Here is a 25,561-nt window from a genome sequence, read left to right as displayed (position 1 = left end):
CTTGCGGCCTGTAGAGAACCCGTGGGAGCTGGCTTGCCAGCGAAGGCTGCGAAGCAGCCGCCAGGGCTCAGGCTTGCCTTACCCGCAAGCAACGCCACAGCGCCGCCACCATCCCCGCGCTGACCAGCGCCCACACCAGCGCCTGCTGGCTGCTCAACCCCTCGATGTACAACTGTGGCGCAATCCCCGCACCGACGATGAACGTCAGCAACGCCACTTCTGCACGCGCCACCGGTACCGGACGCAGCAGGTAGACCACTGCCGGCAGCACCAGGGCTGCACTCGGGAAGCTGCGGTAGCGCGGGTCGAATACCAACGCCAGCATGCTCACCGCTGCAGCGAAGCCCGCCGCCATTACCCACCAGCCCGCCCGCGCCTCAAGCCAGACGAACAAGCGCTCACGCCAGCCACTGCGCTGCGCCATGGCCAGGGCGCCATGCGCCAGCACCAGCAGGTTCAAACCCGCCAGCAACAGCGCCCATACCCACTCTTCGACAAAGCGGCTGTTGACCCGCACCAGCTCGCCCCACAACCCCAGGCACGCTGCGCCCAGCGCCGCCAGCAGCGGCAGCGCAATGCCCGCCCGCACACCGCGTACCGGGCCGGCCAGCACGAGTGTGATGGCAAACAGCAGCACGCCGATGCCCAGCCATTGCGGCCACAGGCTCAGGTTGCTGACCGGCCCTTCAAGCACCCCCTTGTCGTGACGGTTGGCGTCGTACAACCCCCAGTAACCGCCCACTGCACCTTCACTGGCACGCTTCCACGGCTGGTCGAAGGCTTCGATCAGGTTGTAGTGCCAGCCCTGCTGCTCGGCCATGGCCACAAAGCCGCGAATGAAACGCGCCTCGTTGACCGGGCTGGGCAGGGCCGTCTCACGCTGGCGCCCTTCACTGGGCCAGCCGGTTTCGCCGATCAGGACGTCCTTGGGCGCAAAACGCTTGCCAAACACCTGGCGAATCTCGCCCACGTGCGCGAGTGCATCGTCGATGCCCCTGGGCTCGTCTTCCCAGTACGGCAGCAGGTGGATGGTGAGGAAGTCGACCTGAGGTTCGATCTGCGGGTGCTGCAGCCAGAAGTCCCACACATCGGCGTAAGTCACCGGTACCTGCACCTGGCTTTTGACCTGGCGAATCAGCTCGGCCAGGTGATCGCCCGTGACTTCCTTGCGCAGCAGTACCTCGTTGCCCACGATCACCGCGCGGGTGATGTCCGGGTTGGCATTGGCGGTGGCAATCAACGCCCTGATTTCCTTGTCGGTATCCACCGGGTTGGCGTTCACCCAGGCGCCGAACATCACCTTGAGGCCATGCTTGCGCGCCAGTTGCGGGATCGCTTCGAGGCCAGTCATGGAGTAGGTACGGATGCACTCGAAACGCTGCGCGAGCAGCGCAAGGTCGGCGTCGACGCGTTCCAGGCGCAGCTTGAACGGCTGGTCGAACGGCGACTGGTCCTTGTCGAACGGGGTGTACGAGGCGCATTGCAGCTTGTGCGTGGCGCTGGCCGCATCGGGTAGCAGCACCGGTTTGCCCAGGCCGTACCATACCCCTCCCAGCGCAAGCAGGCCGAACAGGCAGGCAAACAGATAAGGCAGCAACGGGAAGCGGGCAGTCAGGGGCATGGATCGGACCGGTCAGGATGCAAAGCGGCCCATACTACCTGCAAATTCCGCCTGCCAGCGCGCAGGCATGCAAAGTTCGAGCGGGTAGTGCGCAAACCCGTGCCGCGCCGAGGTGCTTGGGTTTGTGCTGTCGTTTCTCGATGTTTCAACGTCGCTGCCAGAGCAGGTTGCCCCGCAGCGTCGGTTGATGATGCAGCTTCCGTGACGTGACGAGGGGATGCTTTGATGAAAATGCGACGACTCCTGGGGGCGAGCAGCGCCCTGTTACTGGCCATGAGCACCAGCATGGCGATGGCCAAGGAAGTAAGCATCGGCTACGTCGATGGGTGGTCCGACAGTGTGGCGACGACCCATGTGGCAGCTGAAGTGATCAAGCAGAAGCTCGGTTATGACGTCAAGCTGATGCCGGTGGCCACCGGCATCATGTGGCAGGGGGTGGCCACCGGCAAACTCGACGCCATGCTGTCGGCCTGGCTACCGGTGACCCATGGCGAATACTGGAACAAAAACAAGGACAACGTCGTCGACTACGGGCCTAACTTCAAGGATGCCAAGATCGGTCTGATTGTCCCCGAGTACGTCAAGGCGCAGTCGATCGGCGACCTGAAGACCGATGACAGCTTCAAGAAAAAGATTGTCGGCATCGATGCCGGCTCTGGTGTCATGCTCAAGTCCGACCAGGCAATCAAGGACTACGACCTCACTGGCTACAAGTTGCAGGCCAGCTCGGGCGCGGCGATGACCTCGGAACTCGGGCGTGCGTACGCCAAGCAACAGTCGATCGCAGTCACCGGCTGGGTACCGCACTGGATGTTTGCCAAGTGGAAGCTGCGCTTTCTTGAAGACCCCAAAGGTGTGTACGGCGCCGCCGAAACCGTCAACAGCATCGGCAGCAAACAGCTTGAGGGCAAGGCGCCGGAAGTGGCGGCGTTCCTGAAGAAGTTCTCGTGGCAGTCCAAGGACGAGATCGGCGAGGTCATGCTGGCCATTCAAGAGGGCGCAAAGCCTGACGCCGCGGCCAGGGACTGGGTCGCCAAACACCCCGAGCGCGTCGCCGAATGGATCGCCAAGTAATGGCCTGATGCCTCTATCTTGCGCCTTCCAGGGCCGCGTGGTCGTTCTCGATCGCGCGGCCTTTGTCGTTGGCGGCTGTTACAGAGGCTGTAAAAGAGTTTTACATCTAAGACTAAGGTCGTCTGGAGTGCGTCCCAAGGCAGCATAAAGTGGAGTGGGTACTACCTAATCTGTGCTGCGAGGACAAAAACAATGAACGACAGCATTTATCTCTCGATACAAAACAGCCCGCGGTTCAAGGAGCTGGTGTCAAAACGGGAACGATTCGCCTGGATTCTTTCGGCGATCATGCTCGGGCTTTACGCCGCTTTCATCCTGTTGATTGCCTATGGCCCCCAGGTACTGGGTGCCAAGATCAGCCCTGACTCCTCGATTACCTGGGGCATCCCCCTGGGTGTCGGCCTGATCGTCTCGGCCTTCGTCCTGACCGGCATTTACGTACGTCGTGCCAATGGTGAGTTCGATGAGCTGAACAACGCGATTCTGAAGGAGGCTCAGCAATGATCCGGCGTCTACTGGCAACACTGGCCTTTGGCGCGTTTGCGCCTGCCGTCTGGGCCGCCGACGCCCTGACCGGCGAGGTGCACAAGCAACCCCTCAACGTTTCGGCGATCCTGATGTTCGTCGCTTTCGTCGGTGCCACCCTGTGCATCACCTACTGGGCGTCCAAGCGCAACAAGTCTGCCTCTGACTACTACGCTGCGGGCGGTCGCATTACCGGCTTCCAGAACGGCCTGGCGATTGCCGGCGACTATATGTCGGCAGCGTCTTTCCTGGGTATTTCCGCGCTGGTGTACACCTCCGGTTATGACGGTCTGATCTACTCGATCGGCTTCCTGGTGGGCTGGCCGATCATTCTGTTCCTGATCGCCGAGCGCCTGCGCAACCTGGGTAAATACACCTTTGCCGACGTGGCGTCCTACCGCCTGGGGCAAAAACAGATCCGCACCCTGTCGGCCTCGGGCTCGCTGGTGGTGGTGGCGTTCTACCTGATCGCGCAGATGGTCGGTGCCGGCAAGCTGATCCAGCTGCTGTTCGGCCTGGACTACCATGTGGCAGTGATCCTGGTGGGTATCCTGATGTGCATGTACGTGCTGTTCGGCGGCATGCTCGCGACCACCTGGGTACAGATCATCAAGGCGGTGCTGCTGCTGTCGGGCGCCAGCTTCATGGCGCTGATGGTAATGAAGCACGTCAACTTCGACTTCAGTGCGCTGTTCTCCGAGGCGATCAAGGTTCACCCCAAAGGTGAAGCGATCATGAGCCCGGGCGGCCTGGTCAAAGATCCGATTTCCGCGTTCTCGCTGGGCCTGGCGCTGATGTTCGGTACTGCCGGCCTGCCGCACATCCTGATGCGCTTCTTCACCGTGAGCGATGCCAAGGAAGCGCGCAAGAGCGTGCTGTATGCAACCGGTTTCATCGGCTACTTCTACATCCTGACCTTCATCATCGGTTTCGGCGCGATTCTGCTGGTGAGCACCAACCCGGACTTCAAGGATGCCGCAGGCGCCTTGCTGGGCGGTAACAACATGGCCGCTGTGCACCTGGCCGATGCGGTCGGTGGCAGTATCTTCCTGGGCTTCATTTCGGCCGTGGCGTTCGCCACCATCCTGGCAGTGGTTGCCGGCTTGACCCTGGCCGGTGCGTCGGCGGTGTCCCACGACCTGTATGCCAGCGTATGGCGCAAGGGCAAGGCCAACGACAAGGATGAAATCCGCGTGTCGAAGATCACCACCATCGCACTGGGTGTGCTGGCCATCGGCCTGGGCATTCTGTTCGAAAGCCAGAACATCGCGTTCATGGTCGGCCTGGCGTTCTCGATCGCAGCCAGCTGCAACTTCCCGGTACTGCTGCTTTCGATGTACTGGAAGAAACTGACCACCCGTGGTGCCATGGTGGGTGGCTGGCTGGGCCTGGTGAGTGCCGTGGGCCTGATGGTGCTCGGCCCGACCATCTGGGTGCAGATCCTGGGTCACGAGAAGGCTATCTTCCCGTACGAGTACCCGGCGCTGTTCTCGATGCTGATTGCGTTTGTCGGTATCTGGTTCTTCTCGATCACCGACAAGTCCAAGGCCGCCGATGAAGAGCGTGCGCTGTTCTTCCCGCAGTTTGTGCGTTCGCAGACTGGCCTGGGGGCAAGTGGTGCAGTTTCGCACTAAACGTGCGGCGTAAAAAAACGGCCTTCGGGCCGTTTTTTTTGGTCTGCGCTATATCTTGCCGAGCAACAACAGGATCAACAGAATGATCAGCACGGTACCAATGATGCCTGACGGGCCATAACCCCAACTTCTGGAGTGCGGGAACACGGGTAAGCCACCGATCAACAGCAGAATCAGGATGATGATAAGTATGGTGCCCATGGCAGAGTCCTTTTATTGAGTACGGTAGTTGGCGTTCAGTAGCGATCCATCTCTTCGGACATGCGATTCATGCCCGCCTGTTAATTCGGACTCCCACAGGCAAGCGAAAGTTTAGTTCGTTGTGTGTTTGCCTGCGTTATTCAGCAAGCTGATACAGCGTGGGCCGCGTCGGGGGCTTCGCTACACTGGCCTTCACCTTCAGCAACAAGGCATCCGTGTATGCACAATCGCATGATGATCACTGGCGCCGGCTCGGGCCTGGGCCGCGAAATTGCCCTGCGCTGGGCCCGCGAGGGCTGGCAGCTGGCGCTGAGCGATGTCAATGAGCCCGGCTTGCAACACACCCTGGCCCTGGTGCGCGAGGCAGGCGGCGATGGTTTCACCCAGCGCTGCGACGTGCGCGACTACAGCCAGCTCACCGCGTTGGCCCAGGCCTGCGACGAAAAACTCGGGGGGATCGATGTCATCGTCAACAACGCCGGGGTCGCCTCGGGCGGCTTCTTTGCCGAGCTGTCACTGGAGGACTGGGACTGGCAGATCGCGATCAACCTGATGGGCGTGGTCAAGGGCTGCAAGGCCTTCCTGCCACTGCTCGAGCGCAGCAAGGGGCGCATCATCAACATCGCGTCGATGGCTGCGCTGATGCAAGGCCCGGCCATGAGCAACTACAACGTGGCCAAGGCCGCGTGGTGGCGCTGTCCGAGAGCCTGCTGGTCGAGCTGCGCCAACAGGAGGTGGCGGTGCATGTGGTGTGCCCGTCGTTCTTCCAGACCAACCTGCTCGACTCGTTTCGCGGCCCCACGCCGGCCATGAAGGCACAGGTCGGCAAGTTGCTGGAAAGCTCGCCCATCAGCGCCAGCGATATTGCTGCGTATATCTATGAGCAGGTGGCACGCGGCGAGTTTCTGATCCTGCCCCATGAGCAAGGCCGCCAGGCCTGGCAGCTCAAGCAGCACAACCCGCAGGCGCTGTATGACGAGATGACGGACATGGCCAGCCGGATGCGCGCCAAGGGCCGCCCGGCAGCGACCTGAGGCGCAGCTGCGGTATGCTTGGCGCTTTTGCGCAGGCGGGCGGTGAACGTGATCAATTATGGGTGGTTCTTTCTTGCTGCGGTGTTCGAGATCGCCGGCTGCTACGCCTTCTACATGTGGTTGCGGCTGGGCAAGAGCGGCTGGTGGATCGCACCGGCGCTGCTCAGCCTGACCCTGTTCGGGCTGTTGCTGACCCGTGTCGAAGCAGCCTACGCCGGGCGCGCGTACGCCGCGTATGGCGGTATCTACATTGTCACGTCACTGCTGTGGCTGGCCCTGATCGAGCGTGCACGCCCGCTGGGCAGTGACTGGCTCGGCGCGCTGCTGTGTGTGATCGGTGCCACCATCATCGTGGTAGGACCGCGCCTGCAAAACAGCTGAGGCAGTAGGAGCTTGTAGGCGGTGTCTTTATGGCTTGTAGGAACGGTCTATTTGCGTGTCAGAGCATTGAACCGTTTCAGCACCCCGTTCAGTCTCCAGTTTCCCCTTATGTGGAGGATTGGAGAATGCTGGTCATAGGCCGTGAAGTCGGAGAAGTCATCACCATCGATGACGACATCAAGATCAAGGTGCTGGCGGTTGATGGGAGCACCGTACGTTTCGGTATCAGTGCGCCACGGGACGTCGAAGTGCACCGTGCCGAAATCTATCGGCGCATTGCCGAACATCTGGGCAAGACCGGGCACGGCGGCTGATCCGCTCAGTCGAGCAGCTCACGCGGTACATCGTGCTTGGCCAGCAATTGACACTGCTGGCTCTCCAGGTCGAACAGGATGAACGCCTGGCCCTTTGCCAACGCCTGGCGAACCCGCAGGACGCGGGTTTCCAGCGGGGTATCGTCACCATTGTCGGTGCCGTCGCGGGTGACGAAATCTTCGATCAGGCGGGTCAGGGTTTCGGCTTCGAGCTGGTCGTAGGGAATCAACATAGAAAAAGCACAACATCAGAAAAGGTTTCGCACATGCTACGCGAAACCCTCCCTGTGTGTGGCTAGCCTTTTTGCCCGAGCAGGCTGTCGACCGCCGGTACCCGAGTATCGCTTTCCATCTGTGCGTCATGTTCGAGCTGATGGCTGAAGCTCTCCAGCGAACTGCCGGTGGGCTTGGAGTCGCTGGCAAATACCGGCGGGCTGAGCAGGTAGGCGCTGAGCAGGCGGCTAAGGGCCGCCAGGCTGTCGATGTGGGTACGCTCGTAGCCGTGGGTGGCATCGCAACCAAATGCCAGCAAGGCGGTGCGGATATCGTGGCCGGCGGTGATCGCCGAGTGCGCGTCGCTGAAATAGTAGCGAAACAGGTCGCGGCGTACCGGCAGCCCGTGCTCGCGCCCCAGGCTCAGGAGGTGGCGCGACAGGTGATAGTCGTAGGGGCCGGCCGAGTCCTGCATGGCTACGCTCACGGCATGTTCGCTGGAGTGTTGCCCCGGTGCCACGGGGGCGATGTCGATGCCGACGAACTCACTCACGTCCCACGGCAGCGCTGCTGCGGCCCCTGAGCCGGTTTCCTCGGTAATGGTGAACAACGGGTGGCAGTCGATCTGCGGCTGGATGCCGCTTTCGACAATGGCTTTGAGCGAGGCGAGCAGGGCGGCCACGCCGGCCTTGTCATCCAGGTGGCGGGCACTGATGTGGCCGCTTTCGGTGAACTCGGGCAACGGGTCGAAGGCCACGAAGTCACCGATGCCGATGCCCAGCGTCTCGCAGTCGGCGCGGGTGGTGCAGTAGGCGTCCAGGCGCAGTTCGACATGCTCCCAGCTCACCGGCATCTGGTCGACGGCGGTGTTGAAGGCATGCCCGCTGGCCATCAGTGGCAACACGCTGCCACGAAACACGCCGGTGTCGGTAAACACGCTCACACGGCTGCCTTCGGCGAAACGGCTGGACCAGCAGCCTACCGGTGCCAGGCCCAGGCGGCCGTTGTCCTGCAGGGTACGAACGCTGGCGCCGATGGTGTCCAAATGCGCCGACACGGCGCGGTCAGGGGAGCTCTTGCGGCCCTTGAGGGTGGCGCGGATGGTGCCGCGCCGCGTCAGTTCGAAGGGGATGCCCAGTTCTTCCAGGCGTTCGGCCACATAACGCACGATGGTGTCGGTGAAGCCAGTGGGGCTGGGGATGGCGAGCATCTCCAGCAGGACCTTTTGCAGGTAGTTGAGGTCGGGTTCGGGCAGTTTCTCGGGCATGCGGGCTCCTCAAGGCTTCGTCTGGCTACAGCGCTGGCCGGCTGTGGGGGAACAGCAGGTCGACGAAGCGTTCGGCAGTGGGTTGCGGTTCGTGGTTGGCCAGGCCGACCCGTTCGTTGGCCTCGATGAACACGTAGTCGGGCTGGTCGGCGGCTGCGACCATCAGGTCCAGCCCGACGACCGGAATGTCCAGGGCGCGGGCGGCGCGCACGGCGGCTTCGGCCAGGGTCGGGTGCAGGCGTGCAGTGACATCCTCCAGGCAGCCTCCGGTGTGCAGGTTGGCGGTACGCCGCACCGCCAGGTGCTGGCCGGCCGCCAGCACGGTGCTGTAGTCGACGCCGGCGGCCTGCAGCGTGCGCTCGGTTTCGCCGTCCAGCGGGATCTTGCTTTCGCCGCCGGTGGCGGCTTGGCGACGACGGCTCTGGGCCTCGATCAGTGCGCCGACAGTGTGCTGGCCATCGCCGGTGATCGACGCCGGGTGGCGGATGGCCGCCGCGACCACCTCGAAACCGATCACCACGATGCGCAGGTCCAGGCCCTGGTGAAAGCTCTCCAGCAGCACGCGGCTGTCGAACCGGCGGGCCTGTTCGATGGCAGCAGTCAATTCGTCCAGGGTGGTCAGGTTGACGGCCACACCGTTGCCTTGCTCACCGTCCAGCGGCTTGACCACCACTGCGCCGTGGTCGTCGAGAAACGCCAGGTTATCGGCGGCGTTACCAGCCAGTTGTTGCGCCGGCAGGCTCAACCCGGCTTTTTCGAGCACCTTGTGGGTCAGGCTCTTGTCCTGGCACAAGGCCATGCTCACGGCGCTGGTCAGGTCACTGAGCGATTCACGACAGCGCACCCGGCGCCCGCCATGGTTAAGGGTGAACAGGCCCGCATCGGCATCGTCGACCTGTACGTCGATGCCGCGCTTGTAGGCTTCGTCGACGATGATCCGTGCATAGGGGTTGAGCCCGGCCTGCGGGCCAGGGCCGAGGAACAGCGGCTGGTTGATGCCGTTCTTGCGCTTGATCGCGAAGGTCTGCAGGTTGCGAAAACCGAGCTTGGCGTACAGCCGCTTGGCCTGGCGGTTGTCGTGCAACACCGACAGGTCCAGATGGCTGAGGCCGCGGCTCATGCAGTGCTCGATCAGGTGGCGCACCAGCACTTCACCGACCCCGGGCCGGGTGCAGTTGGGGTCTACGGCCAGGCACCAGAGGCTGCTGCCGTGCTCCGGGTCGTCGAACGCCTTGTGGTGGTTCAGGCCCATCACGCTGCCGATCACCGCACCACTGTGTTCGTCTTCGGCCAGCCAGTACACCGGCCCGCCCAGATGGCGTGGGGTGATCAGCGCCGGGTCGACCGGCAGCATGCCGCGCGCTACATACAGGTGGTTGATGGCTGCCCAGTCGCGGTCGTTCTGCGCCCGGCGAATGCGAAAGCCACGGAACACCCGCTGGGCCTGGCGGTAGTCGCTGAACCACAGGCGCAGGGTGTCGGAGGGGTCGAGGAACAGTTGCTGCGGCGCCTGCGCCAGGACCTGTTGCGGGGCAGCCACATACAGCGCGATGTCGCGCTCGCCGGGTTGTTCCTGGGCCAGCGCGGCGGCCAGGCTGGCCGGGTCGGGGTAGGTGTGGCCGATCAGCAGCCGACCCCAGCCGCAGTGCAGTGAACGCGGCTGGTCGTGCGGCTCGCTGCCGTCGCCGGCCAGTTGTGCCTGCAGGCGCTCGTAAGACGGCACCTGGCCGCGCAACAGGCGCTGGCCATAGGGTGAGGCATGGGCTTTCATCGATCAGATTCCTTGTTCGCTGAGCCACAGGTTCAGCGCGGCCAGTTGCCACAGTTTGGAACCGCGCAATGGCGTCAGTTGGCCATGCGGGTCGCTGAGCAGGCGGTCGAGCATGGCCGGTTGGAACAGGCCACGGTCCTGGCTCGGGTCCAGCAGCAGCTCGCGCACCCAATCCAGCGTGGCGCCTTGCAGGTGCTTGAGGCCGGGTACCGGGAAATAGCCCTTCTTGCGGTCGATGACTTCGCTGGGGATGACCAGGCGCGCGGCTTCCTTGAGTACCTGCTTGCCGCCATCGGGTAGCTTGAACTGCGCCGGAATACGCGCCGACAGCTCCACCAGGCGGTAGTCGAGGAACGGTGTACGGGCCTCCAGGCCCCAGGCCATGGTCATGTTGTCGACCCGTTTGACCGGGTCGTCCACCAGCATCACCGTGCTGTCCAGGCGCAACGCCTTGTCCACTGCGGCGCTGGCGCCGTGCTGGGCGAAGTGCTGGCGCACGAAGTCGCCGGCCGCATCGTTTTCCACGCGCCAGCCAGGCTGCACGGTGTCGCGGTACTCGGCCAGGCTGCGGTCGAAGAATGCATCGCGGTAGGCCGCATACGGATCCTGCGCGCCGTCCACCTGCGGGTACCAGTGGTAGCCGGCGAACAGTTCATCGGCGCCCTGGCCGCTCTGCACCACCTTGCAGTGCTTGGCCACTTCGCGCGACAACAAGTAAAAGGCAATGCAGTCGTGGCTGACCATCGGTTCGCTCATGGCGCGAAAGGCGGCCGGCAACTGTTCGATGATTTCACGCTCGTCGATGCGCAACTGGTGATGGCGGGTGCCGTAGTGCCGGGCGATCAGGTCGGAGTACTGGAACTCGTCGCCGCGTTCGCCGCCAGCGTCTTCAAAGCCGATCGAGAAGGTCGACAGGTCGTCGACGCCGGCTTCGCGCAGCAACCCCACCAGCAGGCTCGAGTCGACACCGCCCGACAGCAGCACGCCGACATCCACCGCGGCGCGCTGGCGAATCGCGACGGCTTCACGGGTGCTGTCGAGCACGCGGTCGCGCCAGTCTTCCAGGCTCAGGTGCTGTTCGTCGGTGCGCGGGCCATAGTGCAGGTTCCACCACACGTGCTGCTCGCAGCGGCCCTGGGCATCGATGCGCATCCAGGTGGCCGGTGGCAGCTTCTCGATGTTGGCCAGCAAGGTACGCGGCGCAGGCACCACCGCATGGAAGTTCAGGTAGTGGTTGAGCGCCACTGGGTCGAGCATGGGGTCGATGTCGCCGCCCTTGAGCAGCGCCGGCAGGCTGGAAGCGAAGCGCAGACGTTCGCCGGTGCGCGACAGGTACAGCGGCTTCACGCCCAGGCGGTCGCGGGCCAGGAACAGCTGCTGGCTGTCGCGTTCCCAGATCGCCAGGGCGAACATGCCGTTCAGGCGCGGCAGCAGCTCGGCACCCCAGGCGTGGTAGCCCTTGAGCAGCACTTCGGTGTCACCGTCCGAATAGAACGCATAGCCGAGGCTTTCCAGCTCGCTGCGCAGCTCCGGGAAGTTATAGATGGCGCCGTTGAACGCCAGCGACAGGCCCAGTTGGCTGTCGACCATGGGCTGCGCCGAGCCGTCGGACAGGTCCATGATCTTCAGGCGTCGATGGCCCAGGGCAATCGGCCCCTGGCTATGGAAGCCCCACGCATCCGGGCCGCGAGGCGCCAGGTGATGGGTTATCCGCTCGACCGCGGCGAGGTTCGCCGGGCGTGGTGGGGTGGCTACAGGGGTGAAACGAAACTCTCCAGCTAATCCGCACATAAGTCCTTACCGGTTTTTCCGTTGGGGAAGGTGCCCTGAAATCGGGCACATAGGAACTGACCGGTGCGGATCCTGTGAGTTTTAGATCAATCTGTTATAAGCGTTTTGCCCTGCCTGCCTTTGCCGCGTATCAGTTCGCGCAGCATGAAGCGATTCGGGTGGCAGGCTTCGGCCACGCTGCGGGGTACCGGCAGCGGCGCATTGTCGACCCAGGCGGCCAGCAGTTCGCCAGCCAGGGGCGCGGTGATCAGGCCCCGCGAGCCGTGGCCGCTGTTGATGTACAGTCCTTCCAGCCACGGGCAGGCAAGCGCTGGAAGCTGGCGCGCATCCTTGGCCAATTGCGCATAGACCTGGTTGAACGCGGCCTTGTCAGCCAGTGGCCCGACAATCGGCAGGTAGTCAGGGCTGGTGCAGCGAAAGGCGGCGCGCCCTTGCAGCAGGGCAGGGTCCTGGGCCTCGGCGTCGAGGCGTTCGGCCAGGTCGGCAGAAATGTCGCGCAGCAGGCCCAGGTTGCTCCGATGCTCGGCAGCCGTGGGGGCAAGGTTGGTGCTGTGGAAGTCGAAGCTGGCGCCCAGGGTGTGCTCGCCCAACCTCGGCGGCGCAACATAGCCGTCGGCGCACACCACGCTGCTCAGTGCCTGGCTGGCGGCGGTAGCCGGCAAGCAGGTGATCTGCCCGCGAATGCGCTTGAGCGGTAGCTCGGCACAGGGTTCGAAGCGGTGGATCTCGGCGGCGCTGGCCAGTACCACCAGCGGCGCGCTGGCCAGCAGTCGCTCGCCGTCCCAGGCTTGCCACAGCCCGTCGACCTTGCGCAATTGCACGACCTCGTGGTGGGGCAGCAACTCGATGTTGGGGTGGTGCAACTGCCATTGGCACAGCGCCGGCGGGTGCACCCAGCCGCCTTCGGGGTAATACAGGCCGCCGCTGGCCAGCGCCACGCCTGCCCGTGCCTCGGCCTGCGCGGTGTCCAGGCGTTGCAGCAACGTGCTGCTGAATGCTTGGCTCAGTTGCGCCTGGCGATGGTCTTCCTTGGCATCGAAGGCCAGTTGCAGTACGCCGCAAGCGTCCCAGTCGGTGCCACGCTGCAAGTGTTCCAGCAGGCGACGGGTGTAGCCAAAGCCGCTGACGATCAGCCGCGACAAGGCGGTGCCGTGGGCCGAGAGCTTCAGGTAAAGCACCCCTTGCGGGTTGCCCGAGGCTTCGCGTGCGGGGGCGTCGTGGCGCTCCAGCACGCGTACCTTCCAGCCGCGTGCGGCAAGGCTGGCAGCCGTTGCACAACCGGCCAGGCCGGCGCCGATCACCAGCGCTTCACGTGGCCCTGGCAGCGGGGCAGGGCGTTGATACCAGGGGGCGATCGTTGCCGCTGCAGGTTGCTCCTCGGGCCAGCCGATGAATGCACCGCGCAGCACTTCCCACTTTTTGCCGATGCCCGGGATGCGCTTCATCCTGAAGCCTACGGCGATCAGCCCGCGACGTACCCAGCCGGTGCTGGTGAAGGTGCCCAGCGTGGCACCGGGGGCCGCCAGGCGGCCCAGTTGGGCGAACAGTTCGGGCGTCCACATGTCGGGGTTCTTGGCCGGCGCGAAGCCGTCGAGAAACCAGGCATCGATGGGCGCATCGAGTTGTGCCAGCTGTTGCTGTGCATCGCCGATCATCAGGGTCAGGGTCACCCGGCCCTGCTCGAACACAAACTGCTGAAAACCTTCATGCACCGCCACGTACTGCCTGAGCAGCGGCTGGCTGAACGGTGTCAGCTCTGGCCACAGGGCCAGCGCCTTGCTCAGGTCGGCGTGGTTCAGTGGGTACTTCTCGACACTGACGAAATGCAGGCGGGCCCCAGTGGGGGCATGCGCCGCAAACTCTTGCCAGGCGCAGAAAAAGTTCAGGCCGGTGCCGAAGCCGGTTTCGCCGATGACCAGGCAGGCGCCCTCGGCCAGCGCGGCGAAGCGCTGGCGCAGGTCGTTCTGCTCGATGAACACATGGCGGGTTTCCTCCAGGCTCTGTTCCTTGGAGAAATAGATGTCGTCGTACTGACGCGAATGCGGGCGGCCTTGTGCGTCCCAGTCGATCTGGGCGTACTGGGTCGGGGTAGCGGGGGTGTCGGTCATGATCGGCTCGGCAACAGCGGGTCCGGCATTCTAGCCGATCACCTTGCGACAAAGCGCTGCGCGATCCGCTAGTCTTGCTTATCCAAGAAGGGAGCCCTGGTATGTTCGAATCCGCCGAAATTGGTCACGCCATCGACAAAGACACCTACGACGCCGAAGTGCCGGCGCTGCGCGAAGCCCTGCTGGAGGCCCAGTTCGAACTCAAGCAGCAGGCCCGTTTTCCGGTGATCGTGCTGATCAACGGGGTCGAAGGGGCAGGCAAGGGCGAGACGGTCAAGCTGCTCAACGAATGGATGGACCCGCGCCTGATCGAGGTGCGCACCTTCGACCAGCAGACCGACGAAGAGCTGGCCCGCCCACCGGCCTGGCGCTACTGGCGAGCGCTGCCGGGCAAGGGGCGCATGGGCGTGTTCTTTGGCAACTGGTACAGCCAGATGCTGCAGGGCCGCGTGCATGGCCAGTTCAAGGATGCGGTGCTCGACCAGGCGATCAGCGGGGCCGAACGCCTTGAGGAGATGCTGTGCGACGAAGGCGCGCTGATCTTCAAGTTCTGGTTCCATTTGTCCAAGAAGCAGATGAAGGCGCGCCTCAAGTCGCTCAAGGATGACCCGCTGCACAGTTGGAAGATCAGCCCGCTGGACTGGCAGCAGTCCGAAACCTACGACCGTTTCGTGCGTTTCGGCGAGCGTGTGCTGCGCCGCACCAGCCGCGACTATGCGCCCTGGCATGTGATTGAGGGGGTCGACCCGCATTACCGCAGCCTGGCGGTGGGGCGTATTCTGCTGGAGGGCTTGCAGAATGCCTTGAAGGCCAAGGAGGTGGGGCGCCAGACGCACATCGCGCCGCTGGGCGAGGCGATCGACGAGCGCAGTCTGCTGGGCAGCCTGGACATGACGTTGCGCCTGGACAAGAACGACTATCAGGAACAGCTGATCACCGAGCAGGCGCGCCTGGCCGGCCTGCTGCGCGACAAGCGCATGCGTCGCCATGCCCTGGTGGCGGTATTCGAGGGCAACGATGCCGCAGGCAAGGGCGGGGCGATCCGGCGTGTGGCGGCCGCGCTGGACCCGCGCCAGTACCGCATCGTGCCGATTGCCGCGCCGACCGAAGAAGAGCGGGCGCAGCCCTACCTGTGGCGGTTCTGGCGCCATGTGCCGGCACGCGGCAAGTTCACCGTGTTTGATCGCTCCTGGTATGGGCGCGTACTGGTGGAGCGGGTCGAGGGTTTTTGCAGTACGGCGGACTGGATGCGCGCCTACGGCGAGATCAACGATTTCGAAGAGCAACTGCACAATGCCGGCGTGGTGGTGGTGAAGTTCTGGCTGTCGATCGACGAGCAGACCAGCTGGAGCGTTTTCAGGAACGCGAGCAGATCCCGTTCAAGCGCTTCAAGATCACCGAGGAAGACTGGCGCAACCGCGAGAAGTGGGGCGCGTATGCCGAGGCGGTGGGGGACATGGTCGATCGCACCAGTACCGAAGTGGCGCCCTGGACGCTGGTGGAAGCCAACGACAAGCGCTGGGCGCGGGTGAAGGTGCTGCGCACGATCAATGAGGCGCTGGAAGCGGCGTTCAAGAAAGACAAGAAGTAGTCACTGGCCTCTTCGCTGGCAACCTCAGCCCTTGCCACCCGCCTCCAGCATCTGCTCCGGCCTGACCCACTCATCGAACTGCGCGTCGCTCAGGTACCCCAGCGCCAGCGCCGCCTCGCGTAGCGTGCGGCCTTCGGCATAGGCCTTCTTGGCAATCTCCGCCGACTTGTCATAGCCGATATGGGGGTTCAATGCCGTCACCAGCATCAAGCCACGCTCCAGGTGTTCGGCCATCTGCGCCGCGTCCGGCTCGATGCCCGCCACGCAATGCTGCTGGAAGTTGCGGCAACCATCGGCCAGCAACTCGATCGATTCCAGCAGGTTGTGGATGATCACCGGTTTGAACACGTTCAGTTGCAAGTGGCCCTGGCTCGCGGCAATGCCGATCGTCGCGTCGTTGCCCAGCACCTGGCACGCCAGCATCGATAGCGCCTCGCACTGGGTCGGGTTGACCTTGCCCGGCATGATCGAGCTGCCCGGCTCGTTGGCTGGCAGGCGCACTTCGGCCAGCCCGGTGCGCGGCCCGGAACTGAGCAGGCGCAGGTCATTGGCCAGCTTCATCAGGGCTACCGCGAGGGTTTTCAGCGCACCGGCCAGGGTCACCAGCGGTTCATGCCCGGCCAATGCGGCAAATTTGTTCGGTGCGGTGACGAACGGCAACCCCGACAAGGCTGCCAGTTCTGCGGCAATTGCTTCGGCAAAGCCCTGCGGCGCATTCAGCCCGGTGCCCACCGCAGTACCGCCCTGGGCCAGCTCGCACACCGCCGGCAGCGCCGCGCGAATCGCGCGCTGGGCATAGTCGAGCTGGGCCACGTACGCCGAGACTTCCTGGCCAAAGGTGATGGGGGTGGCGTCCATCATATGGGTGCGCCCGGTCTTGACCAGGTGCTGGTGGCGTAGCGACAGCTCGGCCAGGCCCGCCGACAGTTCGGCGATGGCCGGCAGCAACTGGTGCTGTACTGCCTGCGCCGCGGCGATGTGCATGGCCGTGGGGAAGCAGTCGTTGGAGCTCTGCGAGCGGTTGACGTGGTCGTTGGGGTGCACCGGCGCCTTGCCGCCACGGCCCTTGCCGGCCAGCTCGTTGGCGCGCCCGGCGAGCACTTCGTTGGCGTTCATGTTGCTCTGGGTACCGCTGCCGGTCTGCCAGACCACCAGGGGGAACTGCTCGTCGTGTTCGCCGCCCAGCACTTCGTCGGCGGCTTGCTCGATCAGGCGGGCGATCTCGGCCGGCAGGTCGCCGTTGCGGTCGTTGACCCGCGCCGCCGCCTTCTTGATCAGCACCAGGGCATGCAGTACCGCCAGCGGCATGCGTTGCCTGCCGATGGCAAAGTTGATCAGCGAGCGCTGGGTTTGTGCACCCCAGTAAGCCTCGTCAGGAACTTCGACCGGGCCCAGGCTGTCAGTTTCGATACGGCTCATGCGGTACGCACTCCATTAATGGCTTGTTTGCGCAGTTTAGGCCCTGATTCGACATGGCGGTTCCATTGCCTGTCGTCGCACTTGAGCAGGCTGCCCCACTCGGCGCAGAATGCTCTACTCTGGGTACGCCCTCTTTTTTTATTTAAGGAATTTCGATGACCCGTCTTCGCGCCCTCTGCACGGCTGTCGCGCTGGTCTGCGCCAGCGGCCAGGCACTTGCCGATACCGCCAGCCACAACGCCAGCGCCGAAAAATTCCTGGTGATGGCGCACGCCGACAAGCTGGGTACCCCGGTCTACATGCAAGTGCAGCAGATGTTTGCCCAGCGCTTCGAGCAGACCAAGGCCCCGGCCAGCAAAAAGGCCGTGCTCGATACCTACCAGGCCAAGGCCAATGCCGCGCTGGACCAGGCCATCGGCTGGAACAAGCTCAAGCCTGACATGGTCAAGCTGTACACCAGCACCTTCAGCGAAAGCGAGCTCAAGGACCTGGTCGCCTTCTATCAGTCGCCACTGGGCAAGAAAGTCCTGGAGAAAATGCCTGCGGTCACCCAGCAGTCGGCCCAGCTGACCCAGCAGAAGCTGGAAAGCGCGGTGCCGGTGGTCAACAAGTTGCTGGCCGACATGACCAACGAACTGGACCCGTCCGCCGGCAAGGCCGCCCCGGCCAAGAAACCGTAAGCGGAGCCGCGCATGTCGATGCAGCAGAAAATCGAGCAGAGCCTGGCGGCCCTCGCCCCGCAGCACCTTGAGGTGCTCGACGAGAGCCACATGCACAGCCGCGGTCAGCAGACCCACTACAAGGCCGTGCTGGTCAGCGAACAGTTCGACGGGTTGAACAGCGTCAAGCGGCACCAGAAGGTCTACGCCACCCTGGGTGACCTGATGGGGCAGTTCCATGCCCTGGCCCTGCACACCTACACCCCGCAGGAATGGCAGAAGGTGGGCAGTGCGCCGGCCTCGCCGACCTGCGCCGGAGGCAGCAAACACTGAAATCCCTTTCAGGTTTTTGCTAGAATCCGCAACGCGCCGCCTGTCGGCGCGTTTTTTATTGTCGACCCGGTCCGCCCTTTGCGAGGGTGACCACCTGGAGAATCAACGCATGACCCAACCGATCGTCGTGGCGGCGCTGTACAAGTTCGTCACCCTGAAAGATTACGTCGAGCTGCGCGAGCCGCTGCTCGAGGCCATGGAACGCAATGGCGTCAAGGGCACCCTGCTGCTGGCCGAAGAAGGCATCAACGGCACCGTGTCGGCCACCCGCGAGGGCATCGACGGCCTGTTGGCCTGGCTGCGCAGCGACGCGCGCCTGATCGATGTCGACCACAAAGAGTCGTATTGCGACGAGCAACCGTTCTACCGCACCAAGGTCAAGCTCAAGAAAGAGATCGTCACCCTCGGGGTACCGGGGGTGGACCCGAACCACAAGGTCGGGACCTACGTCGAGCCGCAGGACTGGAACGCGCTGATCAGCGACCCCGAAGTGCTGCTGATCGACACCCGTAACGATTATGAAGTGGCGATCGGTACCTTCGAGGGCGCCATCGACCCCAAGACCACCACCTTTCGCGAGTTTCCCGAGTACATCAAGGCCAACTTCGACCCGGCCAGGCACAAGAAAGTGGCGATGTTCTGCACCGGCGGCATCCGCTGCGAGAAGGCCTCCAGCTATATGCTCGGCGAGGGTTTTGAAGCCGTCTATCATCTTAAGGGTGGCATTCTGAAGTACCTCGAAGAGGTGCCGCAGCAGGAATCGCGCTGGCAGGGCGACTGCTTCGTGTTCGACAACCGCGTGACCGTGCGTCACGACCTCAGCGAAGGCGACTACGACCAGTGCCACGCCTGCCGTACCCCGATCAGCGTGCAAGAGCGTGCCAGCGAGCACTATTCGCCCGGTATCAGCTGCCCGCATTGCTGGGACAGCCTGAGCGAGAAAACCCGGCGCAGTGCCATCGATCGGCAGAAGCAGATCGAACTGGCCAAGGCCCGCAACCTGCCGCATCCGATCGGCCACAACTACCGCAAAGCCGAGGTGTGATGGATGACCGCTCGCCTGCTCTATGTAATGGACCCGATGTGCTCGTGGTGCTGGGGTTTCGCACCCGTGGCTGCGGCCCTGATCGGGCAGGCGCGTGACGCCGGGGTCGAGACTCACCTGGTGCCGGGCGGCTTGCGCTCGGGCAGCAGTGCCCTGGATGCCTCGACCCGGCGCTATATTCTCGAACACTGGCAGGCGGTCAACCAGGCCACCGGCCAGCCGTTCCAGCTGGAGGGTGCGATGCCCGAGGGGTTTGTGTATGACACCGAGCCTGCGTGCCGGGCGCTGGTCGCTGCGCGCAGCCTCGATGCGCAGGCTGCCTGGGGGCTGCTGGGCCTGATTCAGCAGGCGTTCTACCAGCGTGGCGAGGACGTGACCCTGGCACCCAAGCTGGTCGAGCTGGCCGAGCGGGCCGGGTTCGACCGCGGCGCATTCGCCGACGCTTTCAACAGCAGCGATACCCGCGCCACCACGGCGGCGGACTTCACCTGGGTACAGGACCTGGGCATCGCCGGCTTCCCGACCTTGCTTGCCGAGCGCAATGGCCAACTGGCGTTGCTGACCAATGGCTACCAGGCACTGGATGCATTGCAACCGTTGCTGGGCCGCTGGCTGGAGCACAGCGCCCATGCTTGACGTGCCGGGCTCACCCGACCCGGTGCCCGGGCCTGCGCCCGTGCCTGTGGACCGTTTGAGCTGGGCCGAGATCCGGCGCCTGGCGCAGCACCATAAAAAAGCCCTGTGGATCGCCAATGGCGTCGCCGTGCTGGCGGCCCTGTGCAGCGTGCCGATCCCGCTGTTGCTGCCGTTGCTGGTGGACGAGGTGCTGCTGGGGCACGGCGATGGCGCATTGAAGTGGATGAACCAGTTCCTGCCCACCAGTTGGCAAGTGGCCGCCGGCTATATCGGCCTGATGCTGGCATTCACCCTGACCCTGCGGTGCGCGGCGCTGGCCTTCAATGTGGTGCAGGCCAAGCTGTTCGCCGGCCTGGCCAAGGACATCGTGTACCGCTTGCGCATCCGCCTGATCGAGCGGCTCAAGCGTATTTCGTTGAGCGAATACGAAAGCCTGGGCAGCGGCACGGTCACCACGCACCTGGTCACCGACCTGGATACCCTCGACAAGTTTGTCGGGGAAACCCTCAGCCGCTTCCTGGTGGCCATGCTGACCTTGGCTGGCACGTCGGCCATCCTGTTGTGGATGCACTGGCAATTGGCGCTACTGATCCTGCTGTTCAATCCGCTGGTGATCTTTGCCACGGTGCAACTGGGCAAGCGGGTCAAGCACCTCAAGAAGCTGGAAAACGACAGTACCTCGCGTTTTACCCAGGCGCTGACGGAAACCCTGGATGCCATCCAGGAAATCCGCGCCAGCAACCGCCAGGGCTATTTCCTTGGCCGGTTGGGCATGCGCGCCCAGGAAGTGCGCAACTACGCGGTGGCCTCGCAATGGAAAAGCGATGCCAGCGGGCGAGCCAGCGGCCTGCTGTTCCAGTTCGGCATCGATATCTTTCGCGCCGCCGCCATGCTCACCGTGCTGTTCTCGGACCTGAGCATCGGCCAGATGCTCGCGGTGTTCAGCTACCTGTGGTTCATGATCGGCCCGGTCGAGCAACTGCTCAACCTGCAGTATGCCTATTACGCGCTGGCGGCGCGCTGAGCCGGCTCAACGAGTTGCTGGCGCGCAATGACGAGCCGCAGTACCCAGGAGGTGCCGACCCGTTCCAGGGCCAGGCGACCGTGGGTATCGAGGTGCGTGGCCTGAAGTTCGGCTATGCAGAGGAGCCGGTGCTCGACCAGTTGAACCTGTCGATCGCGCCGGGCGAAAAGGTTGCGATCGTCGGCGCCAGCGGCGGCGGCAAGAGCACGCTGGTGCAACTGCTGCTGGGCTTGTACAGCGCCCAGGCCGGCAGTATTCGCTTCGGCGGCTCGACCCTGCAGGAAATCGGCCTGGAAACCCTGCGCGAGCATGTGGCCGTGGTGCTGCAGCATCCGTCGCTGTTCAACGATAGCGTGCGCGCCAACCTCACCATGGGGCGCGACAGCAGCGACGAAGCGTGCTGGCAGGCGCTGCGCATCGCTCAGCTCGACGCGACCATTGCCGCATTGCCCCAGGGCCTGGACAGCGTGGTCGGACGTTCTGGCGTGCGCCTTTCCGGCGGTCAGCGTCAGCGCCTGGCGATTGCGCGAATGGTACTGGCCGAACCCAAGGTGGTCATTCTCGACGAGGCAACCTCGGCACTGGATGCCGCCACCGAGTACAACCTGCATCAGGCGTTGAGCCGGTTTCTCAGTGCGCGCACCACGCTGATCATCGCGCACCGCCTCTCTGCGGTGAAACAGGCCGACCGTGTACTGGTGTTTGACGGCGGGCATGTCGCCGAAGATGGCGACCACCAGCAACTGATCGCCGAGGGCGGTTTGTACGCCAAGCTCTACGGGCATTTGCAACAGAGCTGAGGGCCTTCTACTGTACAACTGTTGTACAGGTGCACATTCGCCTGTTGGCTTGATGGCAAATAGCCTAGGCTGTTCCTGTGCGGGATGAGACTCATCGGGCTGTGCATTGCTGCAAGGGACCTCATGAAGCGAAAACGGACTCTCGAAGCGCCCAGGTTGTTGGGCATCATCTGGCCTTTTGTGGCGGTCGTGCTGTTCCAGGCATTGCTGGGCAGCCTGAGTTTGTACGCACTCTCGGCCGTGCGTGGCTACGTGGCGGGAGAAAGCCTGTGGTCCAAGGGCCAGAAAGACGCGATCTACTTTCTGAATTTGTACGTCGACAGCCGCGACGAGGCGGTCTACCAGAAGTATCGCCAGGCCATTGCCGTGCCCCAGGGTGGCCACGAGCTGCGCGTTGCGCTGGACCGTCAGCCACCGGACCTGCCGGCTGCGCGTGAGGGCATCCTCAAGGGTGGTAACCACCCGGACGACATCGACAGTATCATCTGGCTGTACCTGAATTTTCGCCATGTCAGTTACCTGGAGCGGGCCATCGACCGCTGGTCGGTAGGCGACGATTACCTCCAGCAGCTCGATGCGCTGGCCAACCAGATTCATCAGCGCATTACGGCAGGCGACGTCAGCCCCCAGGCCATCAGCGCATGGAAAGATCGGATCGCCGCAATCAACAATGGTGTGACCCCAGCCGCCATGGCGTTCAGCGATGCCCTGGGCGAGGGCTCGCGCATGCTGTTGCGCCTGCTGCTGGTGGTCAACCTGGCCACCGCACTGTTTCTGATCGTGCTGGCGTGCATGCGTTCGCACAAGTTGCTGGCGCAGCGCCAGGCCTTTGCCAGCGCCTTGCAGGTGGAAAAGGAGCGGGCGCAGATCACCCTGCAGTCGATTGGCGACGGGGTGATCACCACTGACGTGGAGGGCTGCATCGCCTACATGAACCCGGCCGCCGAGCAACTGACCCATTGGCGTGCGAGCAGGCGCAGGGGTTGCCGCTGGCCGCGTTGTTCAGCCTGCTGGATGAGAATGCCGAAAAAGACAGCCTGACCCTGACCGAGCACATCCTCAACGGTGCGCTCAAGGGCGGCAGCGAGCATGCCAAGCTGATCCAGCGCCTGGACGGCAGCACCGTGTCGGTCGCCCTGGTCGGCGCGCCGATCATCAGCGAAGGGCGGGTCAGCGGCGTTGTCCTGGTGTTGCACGACATGACCCAGGAGCGCCAGTACATCGCCAACCTGTCGTGGCAGGCCACCCACGATGCGCTGACCGGCCTGGCCAACCGCCGCGAATTCGAGTACCGGCTGGAGCAGGCGCTGGCAGACCCGGGGCGGCACTCCTTGCTGTTCCTGGACCTGGACCAGTTCAAGCTGGTCAACGACACCTGTGGCCATGCGGCAGGTGACGAGTTGCTGCGTCACATCTGTGCGGTGTTGCAGGCCGAATTGCGCGAAGGCGACACACTGGCGCGGCTGGGCGGTGACGAGTTCGGCATCCTGCTGGCCAACTGCGCCGCCGAGCAGGCCGAACGGATTGCCGAGAGCCTGCGCCAGACGGTGCAGAGCCTGCACTTCGTGTGGAAGGGGCGGCCGTTCATGACCACCGTGAGCGTGGGCCTGGTACACCTGCTGCAAGCCCCCAACACGCTGGAGGCGTCGCTGCGGGCAGCGGACATGGCGTGCTACATGGCCAAGGAAAAGGGCCGCAACCGTGTGCAGGTGTACCACGCCGACGATACCGAACTGTCGATGCGCTTTGGCGAGATGGCCTGGATCAGCGCCTGCACATCGCCCTGGAAGAAAACCGCTTTTGCCTGTACGCCCAGGAAATCGCGGCGCTGGGTGCACCGACAGTACTGGTGGGCACCTGGAGATACTCCTGCGCCTGCACGATGAAAGCGGCCGCATGATCCTGCCGGACAGCTTCATCCCCGCCGCCGAGCGCTACGGGCTGATGACGGCACTGGATCGTTGGGTGGTGAACAGTGTGTTCCAGGTGATTCGCCAGGCGCTGGACGAGGGGCGCCAGGGGCCGCTGGCCATGTGTGCGATCAACCTGTCGGGCAGCAGCATTGGCGACGACAAGTTTCTCGAGTACCTGCGACGACAGTTTGTCGAATTTGGCATTCCTCCGGAAATGATCTGTTTCGAAATCACCGAAACCAGCGCGATTGCCAACCTGGGCAGTGCGATTCGTTTCATCAACGAATTGAAGGGCCTGGGCTGCCGGTTTTCTCTGGATGACTTCTGTGCCGGTATGTCGTCATTCGCATATTTGAAACATTTGCCGGTAGACTTCCTGAAGATCGACGGAAGTTTCGTCAAGGACATGCTCGATGACCCGATCAACCGGGCCATGGTCGAGGTGATCAACCACATCGGCCATGTGATGGGCAAGCGCACCATTGCCGAGTTTGTCGAGACACCGCTGATCGAACAGGCACTGCAGGAGATCGGTGTCGATTACGCACAGGGGTACCTGATCGAGCGGCCACAGGTCTTCACCTGCGACAGCCTGCAACGTCGGCGGATCGTCTCCCGTCCTTTGCTGTTCAAGGCGCCAGGTACGTTTCGCTGAGCCGGACACTGTAAATCACAAGGAATGAGGAACTGAAAGTGATTGATTCGTTTATTCGAATGGGTCCATTGATGGATGCCGAAAGCTACCCGCTGTGGGCGCAGCAGCTGATTCAGGATTGCAGCCAGAGCAAGCGCCGGGTCGTGGGGCACGAGCTCTACCAGCGCATGCGTGACGGCCAGTTGAGTACGCGCACGATGCGTCAGTACCTGATCGGCGGCTGGCCGGTGGTCGAGCAGTTCTCGCTGTACATGGCACACAACCTGACCAAGACCCGTTTTGCCCGCCACCCCGGCGAAGACATGGCGCGCCGCTGGCTGATGCGCAATATCCGCGTCGAGCTCAACCATGCCGACTACTGGGTGCACTGGGCCCAGGCCCATGGCGTAAGCCTGGACGACCTGCAGACGCAGGAGGTGCCGGCCGAGTTGCAGGCCTTGAGCGACTGGTGCTGGCACACCTGTGCGGCAGACTCGCTGATCGTGGCAATGGCGGCGACCAACTACGCGATCGAGGGGGCTACGGGGGAATGGGCGGCGCTGGTGTGTTCCACGGGCAACTACGCCGAGGGCTTCCCCGAAGAAGGCCGCAAGCGTGCGATGAAGTGGCTGAAGATGCACGCCCAGTATGACGACGCGCACCCCTGGGAGGCGCTGGAGATCATCTGCACGCTGGCCGGCAATAGCCCGTCGCTGGCGTTGCAGGCTGAACTGCGCCGGGCGATCTGCAAGAGCTACGACTACAAGTTCCTGTTCCTGGAGCGCTGCCTGCAGTTGGAGAAGGCCGAGCAGGGTGAGCCGCGCCAGGGCGCGCGGGTGCGTGCGGCCCTGGTCGGTATCTAGGCTTACTGGGCGTTGAGCGCCTGGCCGTTGACGTCTTTGCTGTCCGGGCCCATCAGGTACAGGTAGACCGGCATGATCTCGGCGGGCAGCGGGTTGTTCTCCGGGGTTTCTGCCGGGTAGGCCTGGGCGCGCATGCTGGTGCGGGTGGCACCCGGGTTGATGCTGTTGGCACGTACCGGTGCGACGTTCTCCAGTTCGTCGGCGAGGGTCTGCATCAGGCCCTCGGTGGCAAACTTGGACACGCCATACGCGCCCCAGTAGGCCCGGCCCTTGCGCCCGACACTGCTGGAGGTGAACACCACCGAGGCATCCTGCGACAGCTTGAGCAGCGGCAGCAGGGTGCTGGTGAGCATGAACATGGCGTTCACGTTGATGTGCATCACGCGCATGAAGTTCTCGCCCGACAACTGTTCCAGCGGCGTGCGCGGGCCGATGATGGAGGCGTTGTGCAGCAGGCCGTCGAGGCGGCCGAATTCGTTTTCGACCATCACTGCCAGTTCGTCGTACTGGTGCGGCAGGGCGGTTTCCAGGTTGAACGGCACTACCACCGGGGTCGGGTGGCCGGCGGCTTCGATGTCGTCGTAGACAGCGGTGAGGTTGGCTTCGGTCTTGCCCAGCAGCAGTACCGTGGCGCCATGGGCGGCATAGGCCCGGGCAGCGGCTGCCGCCGATGCCGCGACCGGCACCGGTGACCAGGATGACCCGGCCTT

The 25,561-nt window shown here is 63.7% G+C and carries 18 protein-coding genes and 5 pseudogenes; 14 read left to right on the top strand and 9 right to left on the bottom strand.

The annotated features are described in order from the left end of the window. Nucleotides 1-67: 67 nt before the first annotated feature. Nucleotides 68-1,621, bottom strand: coding sequence for a glycoside hydrolase family 17 protein (locus tag G3436_RS02110; RefSeq protein ID WP_163940775.1), 1,554 nt, complete (start codon nucleotides 1,619-1,621; stop codon nucleotides 68-70). Nucleotides 1,622-1,846: 225 nt separating this feature from the next. Here G3436_RS02110 and G3436_RS02105 point away from each other — a divergent pair, with 225 nt between their 5' ends. The 3 genes from G3436_RS02105 (at nucleotide 1,847) to G3436_RS02095 (ending at nucleotide 4,854) form a co-directional block, all read left to right on the top strand. After that, nucleotides 1,847-2,695 carry a glycine betaine ABC transporter substrate-binding protein gene (locus G3436_RS02105; protein ID WP_163940772.1) on the top strand — a complete coding sequence of 283 codons (849 nt, stop codon included), beginning with the start codon at nucleotides 1,847-1,849 and terminating at the stop codon, nucleotides 2,693-2,695. A gap of 192 nt (nucleotides 2,696-2,887) precedes the next feature. Next, nucleotides 2,888-3,199 carry a DUF485 domain-containing protein gene (locus G3436_RS02100; protein WP_163940770.1) on the top strand — a complete coding sequence of 104 codons (312 nt, stop codon included), beginning with the start codon at nucleotides 2,888-2,890 and terminating at the stop codon, nucleotides 3,197-3,199. Further along, nucleotides 3,196-4,854 (top strand): cation acetate symporter, encoded by a 1,659-nt coding sequence (locus tag G3436_RS02095; RefSeq protein WP_163940768.1) that lies wholly within the window; start codon nucleotides 3,196-3,198, stop codon nucleotides 4,852-4,854. The genes G3436_RS02100 and G3436_RS02095 overlap by 4 nt, the downstream gene beginning before the upstream one ends. 48 nt (nucleotides 4,855-4,902) lie before the next feature. Here G3436_RS02095 and G3436_RS02090 read toward each other — a convergent pair whose 3' ends face one another. Beyond that, the gene (locus G3436_RS02090) at nucleotides 4,903-5,055 is read right to left on the bottom strand and encodes a DUF3309 family protein (protein ID WP_010224169.1); all 153 of its coding nucleotides are present in this window, start codon (nucleotides 5,053-5,055) and stop codon (nucleotides 4,903-4,905) included. A 219-nt stretch (nucleotides 5,056-5,274) separates the two neighbouring features. Between G3436_RS02090 and G3436_RS02085 the strand changes: the two are divergent. The 3 genes and pseudogenes from G3436_RS02085 to csrA all read left to right on the top strand — a co-directional run bounded on the left by G3436_RS02085 (nucleotide 5,275) and on the right by csrA (nucleotide 6,784). After that, nucleotides 5,275-6,089, top strand: a pseudogene (locus G3436_RS02085) (SDR family oxidoreductase). Nucleotides 6,090-6,137: 48 nt separating this feature from the next. Beyond that, on the top strand, nucleotides 6,138-6,470 hold the full coding sequence (locus tag G3436_RS02080) for a YnfA family protein (RefSeq protein WP_163940777.1): 333 nt from the start codon (nucleotides 6,138-6,140) through the stop codon (nucleotides 6,468-6,470). A gap of 125 nt (nucleotides 6,471-6,595) precedes the next feature. Continuing rightward, nucleotides 6,596-6,784, top strand: a complete 189-nt coding sequence (gene csrA, locus G3436_RS02075) for a carbon storage regulator CsrA (RefSeq protein ID WP_163940766.1) — start codon at nucleotides 6,596-6,598, stop codon at nucleotides 6,782-6,784. Between the two features lie 5 nt (nucleotides 6,785-6,789). Here csrA and G3436_RS02070 read toward each other — a convergent pair whose 3' ends face one another. From G3436_RS02070 to mnmC, 5 genes are all read right to left on the bottom strand, one after another. Beyond that, on the bottom strand, nucleotides 6,790-7,017 hold the full coding sequence (locus tag G3436_RS02070; RefSeq protein ID WP_163940763.1) for a YheU family protein: 228 nt from the start codon (nucleotides 7,015-7,017) through the stop codon (nucleotides 6,790-6,792). A gap of 62 nt (nucleotides 7,018-7,079) precedes the next feature. Beyond that, nucleotides 7,080-8,264 (bottom strand): osmoprotectant NAGGN system M42 family peptidase, encoded by a 1,185-nt coding sequence (locus G3436_RS02065; protein WP_163940761.1) that lies wholly within the window; start codon nucleotides 8,262-8,264, stop codon nucleotides 7,080-7,082. Between the two features lie 25 nt (nucleotides 8,265-8,289). Further along, the gene (ngg, locus tag G3436_RS02060; protein WP_163940758.1) at nucleotides 8,290-10,035 is read right to left on the bottom strand and encodes an N-acetylglutaminylglutamine synthetase; all 1,746 of its coding nucleotides are present in this window, start codon (nucleotides 10,033-10,035) and stop codon (nucleotides 8,290-8,292) included. 3 nt (nucleotides 10,036-10,038) lie between these two features. Next, nucleotides 10,039-11,826, bottom strand: coding sequence for an N-acetylglutaminylglutamine amidotransferase (locus G3436_RS02055; protein WP_163940755.1), 1,788 nt, complete (start codon nucleotides 11,824-11,826; stop codon nucleotides 10,039-10,041). Between the two features lie 86 nt (nucleotides 11,827-11,912). Next, nucleotides 11,913-13,934, bottom strand: a complete 2,022-nt coding sequence (gene mnmC / locus G3436_RS02050; RefSeq protein ID WP_163940753.1) for a bifunctional tRNA (5-methylaminomethyl-2-thiouridine)(34)-methyltransferase MnmC2/FAD-dependent 5-carboxymethylaminomethyl-2-thiouridine(34) oxidoreductase MnmC1 — start codon at nucleotides 13,932-13,934, stop codon at nucleotides 11,913-11,915. A 101-nt stretch (nucleotides 13,935-14,035) separates the two neighbouring features. Between mnmC and pap the strand changes: the two are divergent. After that, nucleotides 14,036-15,525 (top strand): annotated as a pseudogene (gene pap / locus G3436_RS02045) (polyphosphate:AMP phosphotransferase). A gap of 24 nt (nucleotides 15,526-15,549) precedes the next feature. Here pap and G3436_RS02040 read toward each other — a convergent pair. After that, nucleotides 15,550-16,944 (bottom strand): class II fumarate hydratase, encoded by a 1,395-nt coding sequence (locus tag G3436_RS02040; protein WP_163940751.1) that lies wholly within the window; start codon nucleotides 16,942-16,944, stop codon nucleotides 15,550-15,552. Nucleotides 16,945-17,099: 155 nt separating this feature from the next. Between G3436_RS02040 and G3436_RS02035 the strand changes: the two genes are divergently transcribed. The 7 genes and pseudogenes from G3436_RS02035 (at nucleotide 17,100) to G3436_RS02005 (ending at nucleotide 24,851) form a co-directional block, all read left to right on the top strand. Further along, nucleotides 17,100-17,624 (top strand): DUF2059 domain-containing protein, encoded by a 525-nt coding sequence (locus G3436_RS02035; RefSeq protein ID WP_163940749.1) that lies wholly within the window; start codon nucleotides 17,100-17,102, stop codon nucleotides 17,622-17,624. Between the two features lie 12 nt (nucleotides 17,625-17,636). Further along, nucleotides 17,637-17,936 carry a BolA family protein gene (locus G3436_RS02030; RefSeq protein WP_043862666.1) on the top strand — a complete coding sequence of 100 codons (300 nt, stop codon included), beginning with the start codon at nucleotides 17,637-17,639 and terminating at the stop codon, nucleotides 17,934-17,936. A 109-nt stretch (nucleotides 17,937-18,045) separates the two neighbouring features. Further along, a complete protein-coding gene (gene trhO / locus G3436_RS02025) occupies nucleotides 18,046-18,981 on the top strand; it encodes an oxygen-dependent tRNA uridine(34) hydroxylase TrhO (RefSeq protein ID WP_163940747.1) in 936 nt (311 codons plus the stop codon). Between the two features lie 3 nt (nucleotides 18,982-18,984). Next, entirely contained in the window at nucleotides 18,985-19,617 is a 633-nt protein-coding gene (locus tag G3436_RS02020) for a DsbA family protein (protein ID WP_163940745.1), read from the top strand. Beyond that, nucleotides 19,610-21,441, top strand: a pseudogene (locus G3436_RS02015) (ABC transporter ATP-binding protein). The gene G3436_RS02020 and the pseudogene G3436_RS02015 overlap by 8 nt, the downstream one beginning before the upstream one ends. A gap of 123 nt (nucleotides 21,442-21,564) precedes the next feature. Beyond that, nucleotides 21,565-24,009 (top strand): annotated as a pseudogene (locus tag G3436_RS02010) (EAL domain-containing protein). A 59-nt stretch (nucleotides 24,010-24,068) separates the two neighbouring features. Further along, nucleotides 24,069-24,851 carry an iron-containing redox enzyme family protein gene (locus tag G3436_RS02005; RefSeq protein WP_178116290.1) on the top strand — a complete coding sequence of 261 codons (783 nt, stop codon included), beginning with the start codon at nucleotides 24,069-24,071 and terminating at the stop codon, nucleotides 24,849-24,851. Between the two features lie 2 nt (nucleotides 24,852-24,853). On the opposite strand, the pseudogene G3436_RS02000 reads toward G3436_RS02005, so the two are convergent. Further along, nucleotides 24,854-25,561 (bottom strand): annotated as a pseudogene (locus G3436_RS02000) (YciK family oxidoreductase); the annotation flags it as partial.

Origin of the sequence: Pseudomonas brassicae (assembly GCF_010671725.1) — a bacterium.
Lineage (GTDB): Bacteria > Pseudomonadota > Gammaproteobacteria > Pseudomonadales > Pseudomonadaceae > Aquipseudomonas > Aquipseudomonas brassicae.
This window is presented reverse-complemented; position numbering and strand designations above follow the sequence as displayed.

Excerpts from the sequence above, each read along its gene's own strand:
- G3436_RS02110 (WP_163940775.1), bottom strand. The coding sequence starts at position 1,621 with ATGCCCCTGACTGCCCGCTTCCCGTTGCTGCCTTATCTGTTTGCCTGC.
- G3436_RS02105 (WP_163940772.1), top strand. The coding sequence starts at position 1,847 with ATGAAAATGCGACGACTCCTGGGGGCGAGCAGCGCCCTGTTACTGGCC.
- G3436_RS02100 (WP_163940770.1), top strand. The coding sequence starts at position 2,888 with ATGAACGACAGCATTTATCTCTCGATACAAAACAGCCCGCGGTTCAAG.
- G3436_RS02095 (WP_163940768.1), top strand. The coding sequence starts at position 3,196 with ATGATCCGGCGTCTACTGGCAACACTGGCCTTTGGCGCGTTTGCGCCT.
- G3436_RS02090 (WP_010224169.1), bottom strand. The coding sequence starts at position 5,055 with ATGGGCACCATACTTATCATCATCCTGATTCTGCTGTTGATCGGTGGC.
- csrA (WP_163940766.1), top strand. The coding sequence starts at position 6,596 with ATGCTGGTCATAGGCCGTGAAGTCGGAGAAGTCATCACCATCGATGAC.
- G3436_RS02070 (WP_163940763.1), bottom strand. The coding sequence starts at position 7,017 with ATGTTGATTCCCTACGACCAGCTCGAAGCCGAAACCCTGACCCGCCTG.
- G3436_RS02065 (WP_163940761.1), bottom strand. The coding sequence starts at position 8,264 with ATGCCCGAGAAACTGCCCGAACCCGACCTCAACTACCTGCAAAAGGTC.
- ngg (WP_163940758.1), bottom strand. The coding sequence starts at position 10,035 with ATGAAAGCCCATGCCTCACCCTATGGCCAGCGCCTGTTGCGCGGCCAG.
- G3436_RS02055 (WP_163940755.1), bottom strand. The coding sequence starts at position 11,826 with ATGTGCGGATTAGCTGGAGAGTTTCGTTTCACCCCTGTAGCCACCCCA.
- mnmC (WP_163940753.1), bottom strand. The coding sequence starts at position 13,934 with ATGACCGACACCCCCGCTACCCCGACCCAGTACGCCCAGATCGACTGG.
- G3436_RS02040 (WP_163940751.1), bottom strand. The coding sequence starts at position 16,944 with ATGAGCCGTATCGAAACTGACAGCCTGGGCCCGGTCGAAGTTCCTGAC.
- G3436_RS02035 (WP_163940749.1), top strand. The coding sequence starts at position 17,100 with ATGACCCGTCTTCGCGCCCTCTGCACGGCTGTCGCGCTGGTCTGCGCC.
- G3436_RS02030 (WP_043862666.1), top strand. The coding sequence starts at position 17,637 with ATGTCGATGCAGCAGAAAATCGAGCAGAGCCTGGCGGCCCTCGCCCCG.
- trhO (WP_163940747.1), top strand. The coding sequence starts at position 18,046 with ATGACCCAACCGATCGTCGTGGCGGCGCTGTACAAGTTCGTCACCCTG.
- G3436_RS02020 (WP_163940745.1), top strand. The coding sequence starts at position 18,985 with ATGACCGCTCGCCTGCTCTATGTAATGGACCCGATGTGCTCGTGGTGC.
- G3436_RS02005 (WP_178116290.1), top strand. The coding sequence starts at position 24,069 with ATGGGTCCATTGATGGATGCCGAAAGCTACCCGCTGTGGGCGCAGCAG.